This is a genomic window from Janthinobacterium sp. Mn2066 (assembly GCF_049319705.1).
Taxonomy (GTDB): Bacteria; Pseudomonadota; Gammaproteobacteria; order Burkholderiales; family Burkholderiaceae_D; genus Janthinobacterium.
The window spans coordinates 408,798-425,413 of the sequence record NZ_JBMOUF010000006.1; the positions used below are offsets into that span (position 1 = coordinate 408,798).

Consider the following 16,616-nt stretch of genomic DNA (forward strand, 5'->3'; position numbering starts at 1 on the left):
TTAGCGTACCAGCTGGTTGATCTCGATAATCGGCATCAGCACGGCCAGCACGATCAGCAGCACCACCACGCCCATCGCCAGGATCAGCGCCGGTTCCAGCAGACCCGCGATGGTCAGCGTACGGCGCTCCAGGTCCTGCTCCTGGGCGCTGGCGGCGCGGTCGAGCATGGCCGGCAGTTCGCCGGTGATTTCGCCGGCGCGTATCATGTGGATCAACATGGGCGGGAAATGCTTTTGCGCCGACAGCGCCCGCGCCAGGCTGACGCCTTCGCGCACGGCGCCGCTGGCCTCTTCCACCAGTTCCTGCATCGCCACATTGGTCAGCGTATCGCGGCTGGTGTCGAGCGCGCGCAGGATCGGCACGCCGGAACCCGTCGTAATGGCCAGCGTGCTGGCGAAACGGGCCGTGTTCAGGCTGCGCTCGAACTTGCCGTACAAAGGCGCCGTCAGCAGCCAGGTATGCCAGCGCCGCTTCAACGCCGGCTGCTGCAGCGCGCGCCGCCAGGTGACCCAGGCGCCGATCAGGGCAATCGCCACGATGATGCCGTAATGGCGCACGAAGTCGGACAGCGCCAGCATGATCACGGTCAGCACCGGCAGCTTTTGCTTGGTATTGGCGAACACGGAAACGATCTGCGGCACCACGTAGGTGAGCAGGAAGATCACGATGGAGAACGCCACCACCGTCACGATGGCCGGATACGTAAACGCCAGCTTGACCTTCTGCACCAGCGCATTGCGCCGCTCGATGTAATCGGCCAGGCGCGACAGCACGCGCGACAGGTGGCCGATCTGCTCGCCCGACGCCACCAGCGCGCGGTAGATCTCGGCAAAGTCGCGCGGGTGGCGCGCCAGCACGTCGGAAAACGCGGCGCCACCGATCACTTCGGAACGGATCGAAGCGATCAGGTCGCGCAGGTACGGGCGCTCGGCCTGTTCCAGCAAGGCGGAAAACGCCTGTTCCAGCGGCAGGCCCGCTTCCAGCAGGCTGGCCAGCTGGCGCGTAAACAGCGCCAGCTCGGTGCTGGTCAGGCGTTCGCCGAAACCGCGCCGCCGGGTTACGCCAGCGGCATCGACCTGGGCAGCGATCAGGTCGACGGCCAGTGGCACCAGGCCTTGCAGGCGCAGCTCGGCGCGCGCGGAGCGGGGACTGTCGGCATTGAGCACGCCCTTGCGGGTGGCGCCTTGCGCATCGACGGCTTCATAACGGAATGCGGGCATGGTGGCGGGCCTAGTCTTTGGTCACGCGCAGCAGTTCGGCTTGTGTCGTCGTGCCATCGCGCAGCCAGCGTTCGCCGTCCTCGCGCATGCCCGTCATGCCGTCCTGCAGGGCCACGGTGCGCACTTCCGCCTCCGAGGCGCGGTTGTGGATCTGCGCGCGGATCTGTTCGGTCGTGCGCAGCAATTCATACACGCCGACCCGGCCCTGGTAGCCCGTGTGGCCGCACTGTTCGCAGCCGACCGCCTGCCAATATGTGCCATCAAAGGTTTTACAGGAGCCGCACAGCTTGCGCACCAGGCGCTGCGCCAGCACGCCCAGCAGGGACGACGACAGCAGGAACGGCTCGATGCCCATGTCCAGCAGACGCGTCACGGCTGCCGAAGCATCGTTGGTATGCAGGGTTGCCAGCACCAGATGGCCCGTCAGCGACGCCTGCACGGCGATCTGCGCCGTTTCCAGGTCGCGGATCTCGCCGATCATGATCACGTCCGGGTCTTGCCGCAGGATTGCCCGCAGCGCTTTCGCAAACGTCATGTCGATGCGCGCATTGACCTGCGTCTGGCCCACGCCGGCCAGGTCGTACTCGATCGGGTCTTCCACCGTCAGGATATTGGTGGTGGTGGCGTTCAGCATCGACAGGGCGGCGTACAGCGTGGTGGTCTTGCCCGAACCGGTCGGCCCGGTCACCAGCACGATGCCGTGCGGCTGCGTGATCAAGCCGTCGAACTGTTTCAGCATGGGTGCGCTCATGCCCAGGTGCTGCAGGTCGAGGCGGCCCGCTTCCTTGTCCAGCAGACGCAGCACGGCCCGCTCGCCATGGCCGGTCGGCAGGGTCGAGACGCGCACGTCGACCGGCTTGCCGCCCACGCGCAGGGTGATGCGGCCGTCCTGCGGCAAGCGCTTCTCAGCGATGTCGAGCTGCGCCATGATCTTGATACGCGAAATGAGCGAACCGTGGATCGCCTTGCGCGGGCGCACCACGTCGCGCAGGCTGCCATCGATGCGGAAGCGCACGACCGAGGTCTGCTCGAACGGCTCGATATGGATATCGGAGGCGCCTTCGCGCAGCGCCTGCGTCAACAGCGCATTGATCATGCGGATCACGGGCGCGTCGTCCGACGATTCGAGCAAATCCTCGATCGCCGGTACATCCTGCAACAGCTTGGTCAGGTCCAGGTCGGCGTCGAATTCATCGGCCATCTGCGACGCATCGCCGCCGCCGCCCGCGTAGGCGCTGGCAATGGCCGCATCGAGATCGCCGCGCGGCAGGACCGTCAGCTGGATCTGGCCGAAACGGCGCGACACTTCGGCGATCGCGGCCGGCGCGGTGGCGGCGGCCACCAGCACTTCGACCGCATCGCCCTCCTGCGCGCCGGGGCGGGCCAGCAAGCCGAAGTCGCGGGCGTAGGCGTAAGGTAAAAGATTACTCATGACGGCGATCAGTTCTGCGGTTGCGGCTGCAACTGCGGTTCAGCGGCTGGCGTGACCGCATTGCCCGGCGCACCGAGTGGCGCCGGCGCCGGCGGTATCGGGCGCGTAATCATGCCGCCACCGATCGGCTGGCCATTCTGCAAAGCCGGCATCACCGGTGTGCCCAGGTCTTTCAGCATCAGGTTGCCCGTGGCCGGCACGGCCGCTTCCTCGGCCGCGCGCATGTAGTCGTAGCGGTCGGCCGCCAGGCTGCCGCTTTGCTCCTTGCTGCGCACGATGATGGGGCGCAGGAAAATCATCAGGTTGGTTTTGGTGCGCGAACGCGTCTGGTAGCGGAACAGATTGCCCAGCACCGGAATATCGCCCAGGCCGCGCACTTTCTCGGCATTGTCGCTGGTGCTGTCTTCGATCAGGCCGCCCAGTACGATGATCTGGCCATCGTCGGCCAGCACATTGTTCTCGATCACGCGGTTGTTGATGGTGATGCCGCTCACGGCCGACGCCGTCGATTTGTCCACGCTGGAAGTCTCGTGGTAGATGCTCATCTTGATGGTGCCGCCTTCGGAAATCTGCGGACGCACCTTCAGGGTCAGGCCCACGTCCTTGCGGTCGATGGTCTGGAACGGGTTCGAGTTGGTGCCCGCCGTGCTGGTGTACTGGCCCGTCAGGATAGGCACGTTCTGGCCCACCTTGATGGTCGCCAGTTCATTGTCCAGCGTGATCAGGTTAGGCGTCGACAGGATGTTGGCGTTGCCATCCGATTCCAGCGCATGGGCGATGGCGCCCAGGCCCAGTGCGCCATTGATCTGCTTGAAAATGCCCACGTTCAGGCCGTCCGTCGGCAGCACGGCGCCCTTGCCGGTGGCGATGGCGCCGATATTGTTGCTGGTGCCGCCGGCGAACGATTGCAGCACGCCCACGCGGTAATTGCTGTTGCTGTTGCCGGACAGGCCGGCCCACTGCACGCCGAATTCGGACGCCTTGTCCGACGTCACCTCGACGATCAGCGCTTCGATGTAGACCTGGGCGCGGCGCACGTCGAGCTGGTCGATCACGGCGCGCAGGTTGCGGTAGACGGCTTCGTTGCAGGTCAGGATCAGGGTATTGGTCGAGGCGTCGGCCTGGATGAAACCGGCCGCGCCGCCCGATGACAGCTGCTGCGGCCCGTTGTTCAGCGAAGCGCCGCCCGAGGTGCCGTTTTGCGTATTGCCGCCCAGGCCAGTGCTGTTGATGCCGCCGCTGTTGCTGTTGCTGTTGCTGTTGCTGTTGAGGCCCTGGCTGTTGAGCCCCTGGTTATTCAGGTTGCCGGCATTGTTTTGCTGGCCGCCGGCGGCCGTGCCGTCGGACGTCACCACCGAGCGCAGGGTTTGCGCCAGCTTGGTGGCGTCGGCATTCTTCAGGTACACCACGTGCACGTTGCCCAGCTGCGTGGTGGGCTGGTCGAGTTTCGAGATCAGCGACTTGGCCAGGTTGGCGCGCGCCACCGATGGCGCGCGCAGCACCAGCGAGTTGGTGCGCGGATCGGCCAGTACCGACACCTTGCCCGCATCGGCGCCGGCCGCCGTGCCGCCGCTGCCTTCCATCAGTTTGTTGACCATCGAGGCCAGGTCGGAGGCGATCGCATAGCGCACGGGGATCACGTCCAGGTCGGTCGAGGCCGGCACGTCGAGCGCGGCGATGATCTTCGCCAGGCGCTTGAGGTTATCGGCGTAATCGGTGATCACCAGCGAGTTGTTGCCGGGGTTGGCGTTGATGGTGTTATTCGGAGAAATCAGCGGGCGCAGCACGGCCAGCAGGTTGGCCGACGATTCATAGCTGAGGTAAAACACCTGGGTGGCGATCTGGTCGCCCTTGACCTGGCTGGCGCCGCCGCCTACCTGGGTCGGCACCGATTGCAGCTTGGCGTCCGCTTCCGGCACCACCTTGGCGTAGCCGTCGCCCGAGACCACGGCATAGCCTTGCAGGCGCAGCGCGGAAGCGAGCAGGCCGAACGCCTGGGTCTTGCTGATCGATTTTTCCGACACCAGCGTGATCGTGCCCTTGACGCGGGGATCGATGACGAAATTGATGTTGGTGTAATGTCCCACCGCCTTGATCACCGATTCGATATCGGCGCCGACGAAATTGAGCGCGGCTTCATCGCCGGGTGCAGACCAGGCAGGCGCCGGCATGCCCGCCACCGAACAGCACAAGAGAGCGGCGGCGGAAAGGCGGCGCAACGAAAAGGAGGATTTGTTTGGGCTCACGGATGGTTTTTTCATTGTCTAAACTCTAAGGCGATGATGTTTTTTTCGCTATTGCTACGGCGCTGTCCCAGCAAATTCAACAAACTCGCCAAGGTCTCTTCATATCCTGCTGCGGCCTGGGCCTGGCCGGAAAACTGCATGCGCCCCTGATTCAGGCTGCCGCTGCCATCGAGCAGCAGCGGTCCCTTGATGGAACGCAGGGTCAATGACGCCTGCTGCCCCTGCCAATCGAAATCGAGTTCATAACTGCCCAGCGGGCGCAGCGACGACAGGCGCGAGGCCATGTCCGTCATCTGCAAGGTGGTGCGCCCGACCGCCGAAAACTGCCGGTTTTCCAGCGCCAGCTGCAAGGTGGTCCACGACAAGCGCATGCTGCCCGTCGGCGCCACCGTATTCAATGGCGCGCCCAGGCCACCCAGGCCGTCGGCTGGCAGCAGCAGGGACGCCGGGCTCACTTGCCAGTGCGACCAGCCGCCGCGCAGATTCACGGTTTGCGACAAGGCTTGCGGGTTTTGCAATTCCACGTCCGCCGCTCCCCACAGCACCGACGGCGAGATGCGCCAGCTGAAGCGTCCCGGCAGCAGCGGCGTCACGGCGCCATTCGCGCTGGCCGCCCCGCCGATAAACGCCGAGCCGCGCCACAGGGTACCCTGCGCATCGCCCAGGGTCAATCGCCCCCCGGTCTGCTGCTCGACGATGCCGGCCACCCAGCCAGCCGGAAAAAATACCAGCAGGGTCGCCGTCACGCTGACGATGATGGCCAGCAGCCATCCGAGCAGGCGCTTCATCGCGTCGCGCCCGGGCTCTGGTGCAAGGTCAGGCTGGCGTCCACCTGGCCGGCCTTGGTCTGCGCCGTGATCTTCGCTTCCTGCACCGCGACGCGGCCCTCACGGCGCAAGCTGTCGAGCCACAGCATGACATTCGAAAACGGCACGTCATTGAGCTGCACCCTGGCGTATTCTCCCGTCATCGACAGCGATTGCGGCGTCAGCCCCCTGGCCTTCAGGGACGCATTGAGGCTATCGCGGCTCATCGGCGCCACCTGCAGCGGCGTCTGGCGCGCCAGCTCGCCCGCTTCCAGCGCCAGCGCCTGCAGCTGGGCCGCATTCTGGCGCAGCTGGGGCAGTTTTTCTTGCAAGGCAAGCCGGCCGCTCCAGGCCGGATCGAAAAAGACCGCATACACCAGCGCCAGGCCGGCGACGATGCCGCCGATGGTCAGCAGCTTGCGTTCCTGCGCCGTGCGCTCGCTCCAGAAGACTTGCAGCGCCTGCTGGCGGCTGGCCAGGGCCAGCCGTCCCTTGTTGACTACGGCGTTCATGTTTTCGCTCCCGTGGCCAGGGTGATTTTCCACACGCCCGGCTCCGTTTCATTCAAGGACAGCTTGCGCGCAGCCAGGCCATCGCGCACCTGCGCCTGGGCGCTGGCGTCCACCATATCGGGTTTCAGCCTGACGATCAGGCTGCGCTCGCGGTATTCCAGCGACGCCACCACGCCACGGCCGGCCAGGCCGCCCAGCGCCTCGCCCAAAGCCGCGCTCAGGCTGGTGAAATCGTCCATGCTGGCTTGTCCGCTCTGCAGCTTGGCGGCGGCGATATTACGCTGCATCTGCTCCGCTTCCATGCCATACACCGGCGCTTCATTCGGATACGCGGCCTTGAAAGTCTGCTGCATCGAGGTGTTCACGGTCGCTGCCTCGCGTTTCAGGCGCGACCATTCGATATTCAAGCCCACCAGGTTGACGATCACGGCCAGCGCCGCCAGGCGCAATGGCCAGCGCCAGCGCCGCCAGTCGCGCGCTGCGCCGCCATGCGACCCCAGCGCCGGCGCCAGGTCCAGGCCCGCCGCTTGCGCACCGGCGATCCAGTGCGCCCAATGCTCGGCTTCCACCGTCACGCCAGCCATGCCGGCGGCCAGCGCCTGGTAGTGCGCCACGTCGGCCGGGGCCACATACACGCTCAGGGGGGCATCGCCGGCAAACGCACGCGTGGTCGCCAAGGCCTGCTGCGGCTGGGCCGGCAGGATCAGGCCCACGCCCTCCTGCGGCGCCTGGCGCAACACCAGTTCCAGGCCCTGTCCGCCCGCCTGCAGGGCCGCCGTCACGCCACCGGCTTGCAAGGGCAGGCATAGCTGCGATGGCAGCACGGCGATCTTGCGCGCGCCCTGCGCCAGCAAGGCTTTCACCAGCACGTCGATCCAGGCCCGCTGCACCACGGCCACCGTGCGCAGGCCGGCCGCATCGCTGCTGCCGGCGGCCAGCACGCAGTCTTGCGCATCGCCGAGGATGTGTTCTTCCACCAGGCCGGGCAAGGCCGCGCGCAGGCGGGCGCCCGCCAGCGGCGGGGTTTTCAGGCGCAGCAGGGTCACGTCGGCCGCTGCCAGCAACAGCACTACCTGCTTCGCGCCGGCGATCAGCGGCCCCAGGTTGCCCAGTGGCGCACTGCCCTGCTGCAGCAGGGCGCCGCCGTCGCCGGCCAGCACGAAGGGGCAGGCCGCCGCACTGTCAGTGGACGCTTTGGCCGGGTGCCGGATATACAGAGTTCTCAAAGTGACTCGCTTTCAGGTTTTAATTTTCCCGCAACCAGACCAGGCTGGTAGTGCGCTGCGGATTGGGCTGGCGCCACACCAGTGCTTGCGCATCGAGCGCCGCGCGGTCCAGGCGCACCCGGATGACGGCGAGGAAATAGTCGCTTTTTACATCGATAGGCACGCCGTCAATCCGGCTGGCATGGGTATTATTCGTGAAATTACCTTCATCGACAAACTTTTTACGCGGATTGCTCAAGGTCACGGCGCTGGCCTCGGAAACCGACAGCGTCGTCACGGCCGACAGCACTTCAGCCGGGGCGGTATTCACATTCACGGCGCTGGGGCTCGTGGTCGGCAGCACGATGACGAAGTCGCGCAGCTTCTCGATCACTTGCGGCGTGTAGCCGGGCACGGACAATAAATCCTCGATCTGCGTGAACGCCACCGGCGCGCTGTCGCCGCCCGAGCTGGGGGGCGTGTTTGTACCACCATTCGTGCCGCCATTGCTGCCGCCATTCGGCGTGGCCGATCTCGGCCGCGCGCGCACCACCGCATCGGCGGTCGCCTGCGCCAGGCCGCTGTCGAGCTGCAGGTTGGCCAGCAAACGCTGATATGCCTTCACCTGCGGCGCATTGACGCTGCCCATGACATTGGCCAGGTTGCTGATGTTGAAACGCGCCTGCGCATCGAAGGCGCGGCCCGACACGGTGGCGTCGAATTTCTCCGTGTCGACCTTTTCGCGGTCCACATAATCGTCCAGCCGCGCTTCCTCGATCGGCGTGGCCCAGATGCCGTCGGCGGCCGTCAGCGAGGGATTGTCCTGGCGCAGCCAGAAGCGGGCAAAGTCGACCATGCCGCGCATGGCCCATTGCGTCTGCAGCCGCAGCCGCTGGTTTTCCATCGAGCGCACTTGCACCTGCTGCTGCCAGAACAGGCTGGCGACCACCGTGATGGCCAGCGCCGTCAGCAGCAAGGCCATGATGACGGCCACGCCGCGCTGGCGCGCTGGAATGCGAAATGGCTTCATCCCGGGTTTCATCCTGGTCCCAGTAAGAATACTTTGGACAGGCCCGCCTCCTGGCCCGGCATCTGCAAGGTCACTTCCAGGCCCGGCACCTGCGTGGAGATGGCGGCGCCCGCCGTCAGCACGTTCCAGGCGCCATTGCTGAAGCCGCGCATGACCATGCTCTCGACGCCGCGCATCAGCGGCACGTCGGCCGTGCTGGTGTTGGTATCGTCGCGCGCCGCCTGCCACAGGGTGTCGAGCACGGCCAGGTCGCGCGTGCCGTTCGATTCGCGCCGCGTCAGCACGCCGTCGCGCAGGCGGTAGGTGATCACCTGCAGCTGCTGCGGTTCCTGCTCCGAGGCAGCCAGGCGCACCAGGGTCAGGCGGCCGTCTTCTGCCGACAGGTTGGTGCGGCCATTGAGCAAATTATTATTCGGGCCGGCGCCGGCCAGGTGGTCGCAATCGCTCTGCATCTGGGCAAACGCCAGCTGCATGCCACGCGCCTGTTCCAGCTGGCTGGTCAGCACTTCGCGCGAACGCACGATGCTGTCCAGGCCACGCCAGCCCAGCACGGCGACCATGGCCAGGATACCGATCGCCACCAGCAGCTCGATCAGCGTAAAACCCGCGGCAGGGGATATGCGGCGCGCCATCAGTCGTTAAACGATAGCAGGACCAGGCGCACGATGCGCCGGGCCGGGTATTGCGCGTCGTAGACGTTGACGCGCACCTGGCGGATACGGGGATTCGGGGTGGCCACCACTTCTTCTTCGCAAATCAGTTTCAGGTCGCCCTGCGGACAATCTTCCGTGCGCGTGCCGGTCTGCGGGAAGGTCTTCGCCAGGCGCAGGCGCACCAGGTGATTTTCCGCCGACCAGGTGGCCATCATGGCGCTGCGCAAGCCATCGCTGTTCTGCGTCAGGCTGCCGACGGCGCGCAAGGACGCGCCCAGCGCCGTGCCGACGATGACCAGCGCCACCAGCACTTCCAGCAGGGTGAAGCCGGACTGCCGTCCTGCACGTTGAAAAGGAAAGGACATCATTGTTCGACCGTGAAATGACCGATGCCGTCGGCGCGGATGGCGACGCTGCGCTCGCCGCTGGCCAGGGTCAGCACGAAGGGCTTGTCGACCGGTTCGCGGCCGAAGATGATGCGCAGCGGCTGAGCCACGCTATTCGACGGCTGCACGCTGAGCAGCATCGGCGTATTGGAAAAGCTGCGTTCGCGCAGCAAATCGTCCTGTGTCACGGGTTGCCACAGTTTTTCATTCAGGACCAGGAAGCGGTACTGGTTTTCATCAGCCTCGAACGCCACCTGCCGGCTGCGCACGATGGCTTCATCGCGCGCCAGCTGCAGCAGCAGGGCGATGCGTTCGGCTTCCTTTTGCAAGGCTTGCTGGCCATTCGGCATGGCGTTCAGCGACACCAGGCCCAGGGTGACGCCGATGATGACCATCACCACCAGCAGCTCGATCAGGGTAAAGCCGCCGCTACGCCGCCGGCGATACGCGCCCTGCCTGGTCATGGTGCACATGCAGGAAGCTTACAGTTCCCACGAGCCGATATCGGCGTCGTCACCGGTACCGCCAGGCTGGCCATCGGCGCCCAGCGAAATGATGTCGACTTCGCCTTTCAAACCAGGCGACAGGTACTGATACGGATTACCCCATGGGTCTTTCGGCATCTTTTCCAGGTAACCGCCTACTTTCCAGCCATTCGCGGCCGGGCCGGTGGTCGGTTTTTCCACCAGCGCGCGCAAGCCCTGTTCGGTGGTCGGGTAGCGCTGGTTATCGAGACGGTACAATTTGAGCGCCTGCATGATGGTGGCCATGTCGACTTTCGCCGCCGCCACCTTCGATTCACCGGTACGGGCGATCAGTTTCGGCACCACCAGCGAAGCGAGGATACCCATGATCACTACCACGACCATGATTTCGATCAGTGTGAAGCCACGCGCAAGGCGCTGGCGTATCGGACGGTTTGCTGCGTTTTGCATAAGAAGAGAAAAGTAGGTCAGTGGAGTGCAGAGTATAAAGCCGAAATATGACAAAGCCTGTCATATGGGTAAAATTTTCTGTGATAACTGCCAGCCCGACCAGACCACTTGCCGCTATTCGTCGCCAGATGCACCGCAAACCGGGCAGCCAGGGTCGCGCGCCACGCGCATGCTGCTCCACTCCATGCGCAAGCCGTCGAGCAGCAGCAGCCGGCCCGCCAGCGACTCGCCCACGCCCATGATGAGCTTGAGGGCTTCCGCCGCCTGCATCGCGCCCACCACCCCCACCAGCGGCGCAAACACGCCCATCGTCGAGCAGGCCTCATCCGTGAAGACCTGGTCTTGCGGAAACAGGCAGCAATAACAGGGCTGCGTGCCCGTGCGCGGGTCGAACACGCTGACCTGGCCATCGAAGCGGATCACGGCGCCCGACACCAGCGGCACCTGATGGAGCACGCAGACGCGGTTGACGGCATGGCGCGTGGCAAAGTTATCGCTACAGTCCAGCACTACCGTGGCCGGCAAGACCAATTCCGCCAGGCGTACCTCGTCGACGCGCTCCTGCAAGGCCGTGATCACGATTTCGGGGTTGATATTGCGCAAGGTTTCGCTTGCCGACAGCACTTTGGGCTGGCCCACGCGCGCCGTCGTGTGGGCGATCTGGCGCTGCAGATTGGTCAGGTCGACCGTATCGTCGTCGACCAGCGTCAGCTTGCCGACGCCGGCAGAGGCCAGGTACATGGCGGCAGGCGAGCCCAGGCCGCCCGCGCCGAGCACCAGCACATGCGCGTCCAGCAAGGCTTGCTGGCCTTCGATACCGATCTCATCCAGGAGAATGTGGCGCGAATAGCGCAGCAGCTGGGCGTCATTCATGGCCGCAACTTACGGTTTTTGCAGCGGGATCTTTTTATCGTCCGCCTTAGTGTCAACCTTCGTGTCAGCCTGGATCTCCGGCTTGTCAGCGGCTTTCACTTCCGCCTTGGCCAGTTGCACCGGCAAGCCCTGGAAGTGGTTCAGCGCCTGTTGCAGCTGGAAATCGTCCTTGGCGCCATACTCGAGCGGCTTGCGCTTTTTCGCCGAAGCGAGCAGACGCTGCTCTTCCGCCAGCTGCTCCTGCTCGCTGCCCAGGGTCGGGCCGGCCGCTTCCGGCTTGCCATCATCGCTGGCCAGGTGCTTGTCGAGGTCGGCTTCACGCACGCGCAAGCCGTTCCAGCCATCGCCATCGGCCGTTTCATCGACCAGCATGTCGGGCACGATGCCGCGCGCCTGGATGGCGCGGCCTTTCGGCGTGTAATAACGGGCGGTCGTCAGCTTGACGGCCGTGTCGGCGGTCAGCTGGCGCAGGGTTTGTACGGAACCCTTGCCGAACGTCTGCGTGCCGATCACGGTGGCGCGCTTGTAATCCTGCAAGGCGCCGGCCACGATTTCCGAGGCCGAGGCCGAACCGGCATTGACCAGCACCACCAGCGGCACGGTTTTCAGCGCGGCCGGCAGCTTCACCAGCGGATCGGCCTTGCTGTCCGGCGCCGCATAGAATTCGCGCCGGCCATAAAACACTTGCTGCGACTCGGGCAACTGGCCCTTGGTCGAGACGATCACGGAATTACCGGGCAAGAACGCGGTGGCCACGCCGATGGCGCCCGGCACCACGCCGCCCGGATCGTTGCGCAAGTCCAGCACCAGGCCCTTGAGCTTGGGGTCTTGCGCATACAGGGCATTGATTTTCTTGACCATGTCGGCCACGGTCGGTTCCTGGAACTGGGCGATGCGCAGCCAGGCATAACCGGGCGCGATCATCTTGGCCTTCACGCTTTGCACGCGGATTTCTTCGCGCACGATGGGGAAGACCAGCGGTTTGGTTTCGCCCTTGCGCGAAATCGTCAGCGCCAGCTTGCTGTGCGGCTGGCCGCGCATCTTCTTGATCACCTCGTCGAGCTGCAAGCCTTTCAGCGGCACATTGTCGAGACGGGTAATCAGGTCGCCCGCCAGGATGCCGGCCTTGGCGGCGGGGCTGTCCTCGATCGGCGAGACGACTTTGACATAGCCATCTTCCATGCTCACTTCGATGCCGATGCCGACAAACTTGCCTTCCACGCTTTCGCGCATTTCCTTGAAGGCATTCTTGTCGAGATAGACAGAATGCGGGTCCAGCGACGACACCATGCCGGAAATGGCTTCCGTCAACAGCTTCTTGTCGTCAACCTTTTCCACGTAATCGGTCTTGATGAGACCAAAGACATCGGACAGCTGGCGCAACTCGTCGAGCGGCAGCGGCGAAGTGGCCACCTTTTGCGCAATGGCCGGGAACTGCATCGTTGCGCCGATACCGGCCAATACGCCCAAACCGATCAGGCCGATACTTTTTACTTTGATGCCCATGTCTTCTTCGCAATCTACAAATACGATGCCGTCACAATCCTGCAACGATGGCAGGAATTTAAAATGTCACCTCAGAACTTCACCCAGCCAGCGGGGTCAAAGGCGCGGCCCTGATGACGCAGTTCAAAGTATAGCCCCGATTCCTCATTGCCGCCGCTGTTGCCAGCGGTAGAGATGGTGTCGCCCGCCTTGACGGTTTCCCCGGCGCGTTTCAGCAAGGATTGGTTATTGCCATAAATACTCATGTACTGGCCGCCGTGATCGACAATGATCAAATTGCCGAAACCGCGCAGCCAATCGGAAAACACCACCCGGCCGGCCGCAATGGCGTGCACTTCCGTTCCCTCGCTGGCGCGGATGAATACGCCCTTCCAGCTGGGGCCATCGCCGCGCTTGCTGCCGAAACGCACTTCCACCTTGCCCGACAGGGGCGCACGCAACTGCCCCTTGAGGCTGACGAAAGCGCCATCGGGCGCGGCCGGTCCCAGGCTGGGGCGCGGCGGCGCCGGCTCGGGCTTCGGCTCCGGCTTGGGTTCGACCTTGGCCACTGGCGGCGGCTCGTCGTTATCGATCGGATCGAGCTTGACGGCCGGTGCCGGGGCCGGGGTTTGCGGCTTGATCTTGCCGCTCTTGTTTTGCTGCTCTTTGGCAATACGCTCGCGTTCGGCCTGGGCCTTGGCCTGGGCCTCCGCCTTGGCGCGCGCGGCGGCCAGGCGCTGGCGTTTTTCCTCGGCAGCCTTGGCGTCCGCTGCCGCCTTGGCGGCGGCGCGCTGGGCCGCCAGCAATTCCTGGCGCTTCTTCTCGGCCGCTTCCGCTGCCGCTTGCTCGGCGATCATCTTGCCCAGTTTATCGACCAGATTGCCCATGCGCTGTTCATCGCGCTCCACATTGCCCGCTTCCTTGCGCTGCGCCACCAGGCGCTGCGACAGACTGGCCAGCAGGGCGGCGCGGCGCGCTTTTTCCTTGACCAGCAAGGCTTTTTGATCGCGCTCTTCCTGGGCGATCTCTTCCAGCTCATCCTTGGCGTTCTGTACTTCCGCCTGGTTTTTTTCTACCGCCGCCAGGTTGGCGCGCAACGATTCGAGCAGCCGCGCCTGTGCCTGCGACATATAGGCCATCAGCTGCAGATCGCGGTTGATGCGGTTCGGGTTGTCACCCGACAAGAGCAGCTTGATGCGGTCTTCGTTGCCAGCGACATATTGTTCGCGCAGCAATTCGGACAATTGCCCCTTTTGCTGGCTGACCGTGGCCGCCAATTGCTCGCGCTCACGCCCCAGCGCCGTCAGCTTGACGCCCGTCTCAGTTTGCTCCTGCGCCAGGTCGCGCAAGGAGCGGTTGGCGTTGGAAATGGCTTCTTCCGACTCGGCCAGGGTATCGGCCGCATCGTCCTTGGCGCTTTCCGTGACGCTGATGTCGCGCTTGAGCGCCGTCAGCTTTTGCTGCAATCCGGCGCGCTGGGCTTCCGCGGCCGCCTTCTGCTTGCTGCGTTCGGTGGGTTTGGCGCCATGCGCGGCGCCGCTGGCCAACAGCAGCGCCAGGCACAACATGGCGCCGGCGCGCCAGGCCGGCAGGAGTGGTTCAGCAGAGGGGGCGATGGCTGTGCCGCGGAAGAAATACAACAAAGTTACTTGGCCTTCCCTTGGTTCGCCACGGCAGCCTGGGCCGCCGCAATCGCTGCCGGGTCGCCCAGGTAGTAATGACGGATCGGTTTCAGGTCGGCGTCCAGCTCATACACCAGTGGCTGGCCGTTGGGAATGTTCAGGCCGACGATATCGTCGTCGCTGATGCCGTCGAGCATCTTGATCAGGGCGCGCAAGCTGTTGCCGTGGGCCGAGATAATGATTTTCTTGCCGGCACGAATCGCCGGGGCAATCTCCTCATCCCAGGCCGGCATCACGCGCGCCACGGTGTCTTTCAGGCATTCGGTCAGCGGGATCGAGGCTTTCGGCAAGCCGGCGTAGCGCGGATCGTTGAACGAAGCGCGGTCGTCACCCTCTTCCAGGGCCGGTGGCGGCGTGTCGTAGCTGCGGCGCCATACCAGCACTTGCTCGTCGCCATATTTGGCCGCCGTCTCGCCCTTGTCCAGGCCTTGCAGGGCGCCGTAGTGGCGCTCGTTCAGACGCCAGTCATGCTTGATCGGCAGATACATCATGTCCATCGCGTCCAGCGACAGCCACAGGGTACGGATCGCGCGCTTCAAGACCGAAGTGTAGGCCACGTCGAACGTGAAACCGGCTTCCTTGAGGATCTGGCCGGCGGCCCTGGCTTCGTTGACGCCCTTTTCCGTCAGGTCGACATCGGTCCAGCCAGTGAAGCGGTTATCGAGGTTCCAGGTGGACTCGCCGTGACGCATGAAAACGATTTTATACATAGTTCTATCTTCTCAAGGGGTTCAAATCAAAAAAGCAAAACGTAAAAAGACCTCGTCCAGCTTCTATTTTATAATGCGCGGATTGACTTAAACCATTGGACCCTACGTGAAATTCTTTATCGACCACATTTTTCTGTTTGCCATCGTCATCATTTCCGGCGGCGCCCTCCTCTGGCCACTGCTGTCCTTGCGCGGCAAGCGTGCCACAGTCCTGGAAGTCACACAACTGATCAATCGCGGCAAAACCGTCATCGTTGACGTGCGTACGCCGGAAGAATTCGCCAAGGGCCACTTGCCTGACGCAAAAAATATTGCCTTGCCAGAACTGGCAAAACGCCTGGGCGAGCTGGAAAAATTCAAAACGCGCCCCATTGTAGTGGTTTGCCAGAAAGGATCGCGCTCGGCAACGGCCGTCGGCCTGCTGAGCAAAGCCGGTTTCGCCGAAGCAACCAGCCTGGAAGGCGGCATCGACGAGTGGAACAAGCAAGGCTTGCCACTGAAAACATTGTCCTTGGCCAAATAAGTTTATTGAAGGAAAACATCATGACTGTCCCAGTAATTGTGTATAGCACCGCCGTGTGCCCGTATTGCGTGCGCGCCGAGCGCCTGCTGGAAGCCAAGGGCGTGAGCGTGCAAAAAATCCGCGTCGACCTGGACCCGGAAGAGCGCATCAAGATGATGGAACGCACCGGTCGCCGTACCGTGCCGCAAATCTATGTGGGCGACACCCACGTGGGCGGTTTCGACGATTTGTATGCGCTCGATCAAGCCGGCAAGCTGGACCCCTTGTTAAATGGCACGGCAGCCTGATATAAAGCCGGTTAGCGAAATTGGTTTTAGGTAGTATTGTTTTGATACAATTGCCTCGCACCTGATCAGGCCGCGCCCAACCGGCGCGGTTTGTTTGCCGCAAACACTATATTTGAACGGTATGCCGTTCTTGTCCATTACAACGAAAGCGTTCCATGTCTGACGAAAATCTGCAACCAGTCTTCCAAATCCAACGCGTCTACCTGAAAGACATGTCGCTGGAACAACCAAATTCCCCAGCTATTTTCCTGGAACAAGAAGCGCCAGCAATCGAAGTCGCGCTGGACGTGGGCGCTGCGCCTTTGGCCGACGGCATCTTTGAAGCCACCGTAACCATCACCGTGACCGCCAAAGTCGGCGACAAAGTGGCTTTCCTGGTTGAAGGCAAACAAGCTGGTATCTTCGAAGCACGCAACATTCCTGCCGATCAACTCGATCCGCTGCTGGGAATCGGCTGCCCGAACATCATCTACCCATACCTGCGCGCCAACATCGCCGACGTGATCACCCGTGCCGGCTTCCCGCCTGTGCACCTGGCCGAGATCAACTTCGAAGTGTTCTACCAACAACGCCTGCAAGCTATTGCTGACGCTGCCGCAGCTGCACCAGCCGCCAGCGAAACGCACTAAT

At 63.7% G+C, this 16,616-nt stretch carries 18 protein-coding genes; 3 read left to right on the forward strand and 15 right to left on the reverse strand.

What is annotated here, in order from left to right; genetic code table 11:
* The 15 genes from gspF to gpmA form a co-directional block, all read right to left on the reverse strand.
* Positions 1-1,221: a type II secretion system inner membrane protein GspF gene (gene gspF / locus ACL9RI_RS14375; protein ID WP_422727205.1), complete on the reverse strand. Its 1,221-nt coding sequence runs from the start codon at positions 1,219-1,221 to the stop codon at positions 1-3.
* Between the two features lie 10 nt (positions 1,222-1,231).
* Positions 1,232-2,653 carry a type II secretion system ATPase GspE gene (gspE, locus tag ACL9RI_RS14380; RefSeq protein WP_422727206.1) on the reverse strand — a complete coding sequence of 474 codons (1,422 nt, stop codon included), beginning with the start codon at positions 2,651-2,653 and terminating at the stop codon, positions 1,232-1,234.
* Positions 2,654-2,661: 8 nt separating this feature from the next.
* Complete coding sequence (gspD, locus tag ACL9RI_RS14385) at positions 2,662-4,914, reverse strand: type II secretion system secretin GspD (RefSeq protein ID WP_422727207.1); 2,253 nt, start codon at positions 4,912-4,914, stop codon at positions 2,662-2,664.
* On the reverse strand, positions 4,911-5,687 hold the full coding sequence (locus tag ACL9RI_RS14390) for a type II secretion system protein N (protein ID WP_422727208.1): 777 nt from the start codon (positions 5,685-5,687) through the stop codon (positions 4,911-4,913). Before ACL9RI_RS14390 ends, gspD begins: the two co-directional genes overlap by 4 nt.
* Positions 5,684-6,217, reverse strand: a complete 534-nt coding sequence (gspM, locus tag ACL9RI_RS14395; protein ID WP_422727209.1) for a type II secretion system protein GspM — start codon at positions 6,215-6,217, stop codon at positions 5,684-5,686. The genes ACL9RI_RS14390 and gspM overlap by 4 nt, the downstream gene beginning before the upstream one ends.
* On the reverse strand, positions 6,214-7,443 hold the full coding sequence (gene gspL / locus ACL9RI_RS14400) for a type II secretion system protein GspL (RefSeq protein WP_422727210.1): 1,230 nt from the start codon (positions 7,441-7,443) through the stop codon (positions 6,214-6,216). The genes gspM and gspL overlap by 4 nt, the downstream gene beginning before the upstream one ends.
* Before the next feature lie 19 nt (positions 7,444-7,462).
* Positions 7,463-8,452, reverse strand: a complete 990-nt coding sequence (gene gspK / locus ACL9RI_RS14405) for a type II secretion system minor pseudopilin GspK (protein WP_422727211.1) — start codon at positions 8,450-8,452, stop codon at positions 7,463-7,465.
* 8 nt (positions 8,453-8,460) lie between these two features.
* On the reverse strand, positions 8,461-9,084 hold the full coding sequence (locus ACL9RI_RS14410) for a prepilin-type N-terminal cleavage/methylation domain-containing protein (RefSeq protein WP_422727212.1): 624 nt from the start codon (positions 9,082-9,084) through the stop codon (positions 8,461-8,463).
* Positions 9,084-9,470, reverse strand: a complete 387-nt coding sequence (gene gspI, locus ACL9RI_RS14415) for a type II secretion system minor pseudopilin GspI (protein ID WP_422727213.1) — start codon at positions 9,468-9,470, stop codon at positions 9,084-9,086. The genes ACL9RI_RS14410 and gspI overlap by 1 nt, the downstream gene beginning before the upstream one ends.
* On the reverse strand, positions 9,470-9,964 hold the full coding sequence (locus ACL9RI_RS14420; protein ID WP_422727214.1) for a GspH/FimT family pseudopilin: 495 nt from the start codon (positions 9,962-9,964) through the stop codon (positions 9,470-9,472). Before ACL9RI_RS14420 ends, gspI begins: the two co-directional genes overlap by 1 nt.
* A 9-nt stretch (positions 9,965-9,973) precedes the next feature.
* The gene (gene gspG, locus ACL9RI_RS14425) at positions 9,974-10,426 is read right to left on the reverse strand and encodes a type II secretion system major pseudopilin GspG (protein ID WP_422727215.1); all 453 of its coding nucleotides are present in this window, start codon (positions 10,424-10,426) and stop codon (positions 9,974-9,976) included.
* 114 nt (positions 10,427-10,540) lie between these two features.
* Complete coding sequence (locus ACL9RI_RS14430) at positions 10,541-11,299, reverse strand: HesA/MoeB/ThiF family protein (RefSeq protein ID WP_422727216.1); 759 nt, start codon at positions 11,297-11,299, stop codon at positions 10,541-10,543.
* 9 nt (positions 11,300-11,308) lie between these two features.
* Positions 11,309-12,805, reverse strand: a complete 1,497-nt coding sequence (locus ACL9RI_RS14435) for a S41 family peptidase (protein WP_422727217.1) — start codon at positions 12,803-12,805, stop codon at positions 11,309-11,311.
* A 71-nt stretch (positions 12,806-12,876) separates the two neighbouring features.
* Positions 12,877-14,352 (reverse strand): murein hydrolase activator EnvC family protein, encoded by a 1,476-nt coding sequence (locus ACL9RI_RS14440; protein WP_422727246.1) that lies wholly within the window; start codon positions 14,350-14,352, stop codon positions 12,877-12,879.
* 77 nt (positions 14,353-14,429) lie between these two features.
* Positions 14,430-15,176 (reverse strand): 2,3-diphosphoglycerate-dependent phosphoglycerate mutase, encoded by a 747-nt coding sequence (gene gpmA / locus ACL9RI_RS14445; protein ID WP_422727218.1) that lies wholly within the window; start codon positions 15,174-15,176, stop codon positions 14,430-14,432.
* A 106-nt stretch (positions 15,177-15,282) separates the two neighbouring features.
* Here gpmA and ACL9RI_RS14450 point away from each other — a divergent pair, with 106 nt between their 5' ends.
* The 3 genes from ACL9RI_RS14450 (at position 15,283) to secB (ending at position 16,615) form a co-directional block, all read left to right on the forward strand.
* A complete protein-coding gene (locus ACL9RI_RS14450; protein WP_422727219.1) occupies positions 15,283-15,699 on the forward strand; it encodes a rhodanese-like domain-containing protein in 417 nt (138 codons plus the stop codon).
* 20 nt (positions 15,700-15,719) lie between these two features.
* Positions 15,720-15,986, forward strand: a complete 267-nt coding sequence (gene grxC, locus ACL9RI_RS14455; RefSeq protein ID WP_422727220.1) for a glutaredoxin 3 — start codon at positions 15,720-15,722, stop codon at positions 15,984-15,986.
* Positions 15,987-16,141: 155 nt separating this feature from the next.
* Positions 16,142-16,615, forward strand: a complete 474-nt coding sequence (gene secB / locus ACL9RI_RS14460) for a protein-export chaperone SecB (protein WP_010394167.1) — start codon at positions 16,142-16,144, stop codon at positions 16,613-16,615.
* Position 16,616 lies beyond the last annotated feature (1 nt).

Bases quoted from the DNA above. Each gene is read 5' to 3' on its own strand.
- gspE (WP_422727206.1), bottom strand. From the start codon at position 2,653: ATGAGTAATCTTTTACCTTACGCCTACGCCCGCGACTTCGGCTTGCTG.
- gspF (WP_422727205.1), bottom strand. From the start codon at position 1,221: ATGCCCGCATTCCGTTATGAAGCCGTCGATGCGCAAGGCGCCACCCGC.
- secB (WP_010394167.1), top strand. From the start codon at position 16,142: ATGTCTGACGAAAATCTGCAACCAGTCTTCCAAATCCAACGCGTCTAC.
- gspG (WP_422727215.1), bottom strand. From the start codon at position 10,426: ATGCAAAACGCAGCAAACCGTCCGATACGCCAGCGCCTTGCGCGTGGC.
- gspD (WP_422727207.1), bottom strand. From the start codon at position 4,914: ATGAAAAAACCATCCGTGAGCCCAAACAAATCCTCCTTTTCGTTGCGC.
- gpmA (WP_422727218.1), bottom strand. From the start codon at position 15,176: ATGTATAAAATCGTTTTCATGCGTCACGGCGAGTCCACCTGGAACCTC.
- ACL9RI_RS14410 (WP_422727212.1), bottom strand. From the start codon at position 9,084: ATGGCGCGCCGCATATCCCCTGCCGCGGGTTTTACGCTGATCGAGCTG.
- ACL9RI_RS14420 (WP_422727214.1), bottom strand. From the start codon at position 9,964: ATGTGCACCATGACCAGGCAGGGCGCGTATCGCCGGCGGCGTAGCGGC.
- gspI (WP_422727213.1), bottom strand. From the start codon at position 9,470: ATGTCCTTTCCTTTTCAACGTGCAGGACGGCAGTCCGGCTTCACCCTG.
- grxC (WP_422727220.1), top strand. From the start codon at position 15,720: ATGACTGTCCCAGTAATTGTGTATAGCACCGCCGTGTGCCCGTATTGC.
- gspK (WP_422727211.1), bottom strand. From the start codon at position 8,452: ATGAAGCCATTTCGCATTCCAGCGCGCCAGCGCGGCGTGGCCGTCATC.
- ACL9RI_RS14430 (WP_422727216.1), bottom strand. From the start codon at position 11,299: ATGAATGACGCCCAGCTGCTGCGCTATTCGCGCCACATTCTCCTGGAT.
- ACL9RI_RS14440 (WP_422727246.1), bottom strand. From the start codon at position 14,352: ATGTTGTGCCTGGCGCTGCTGTTGGCCAGCGGCGCCGCGCATGGCGCC.
- gspM (WP_422727209.1), bottom strand. From the start codon at position 6,217: ATGAACGCCGTAGTCAACAAGGGACGGCTGGCCCTGGCCAGCCGCCAG.
- ACL9RI_RS14390 (WP_422727208.1), bottom strand. From the start codon at position 5,687: ATGAAGCGCCTGCTCGGATGGCTGCTGGCCATCATCGTCAGCGTGACG.
- ACL9RI_RS14435 (WP_422727217.1), bottom strand. From the start codon at position 12,805: ATGGGCATCAAAGTAAAAAGTATCGGCCTGATCGGTTTGGGCGTATTG.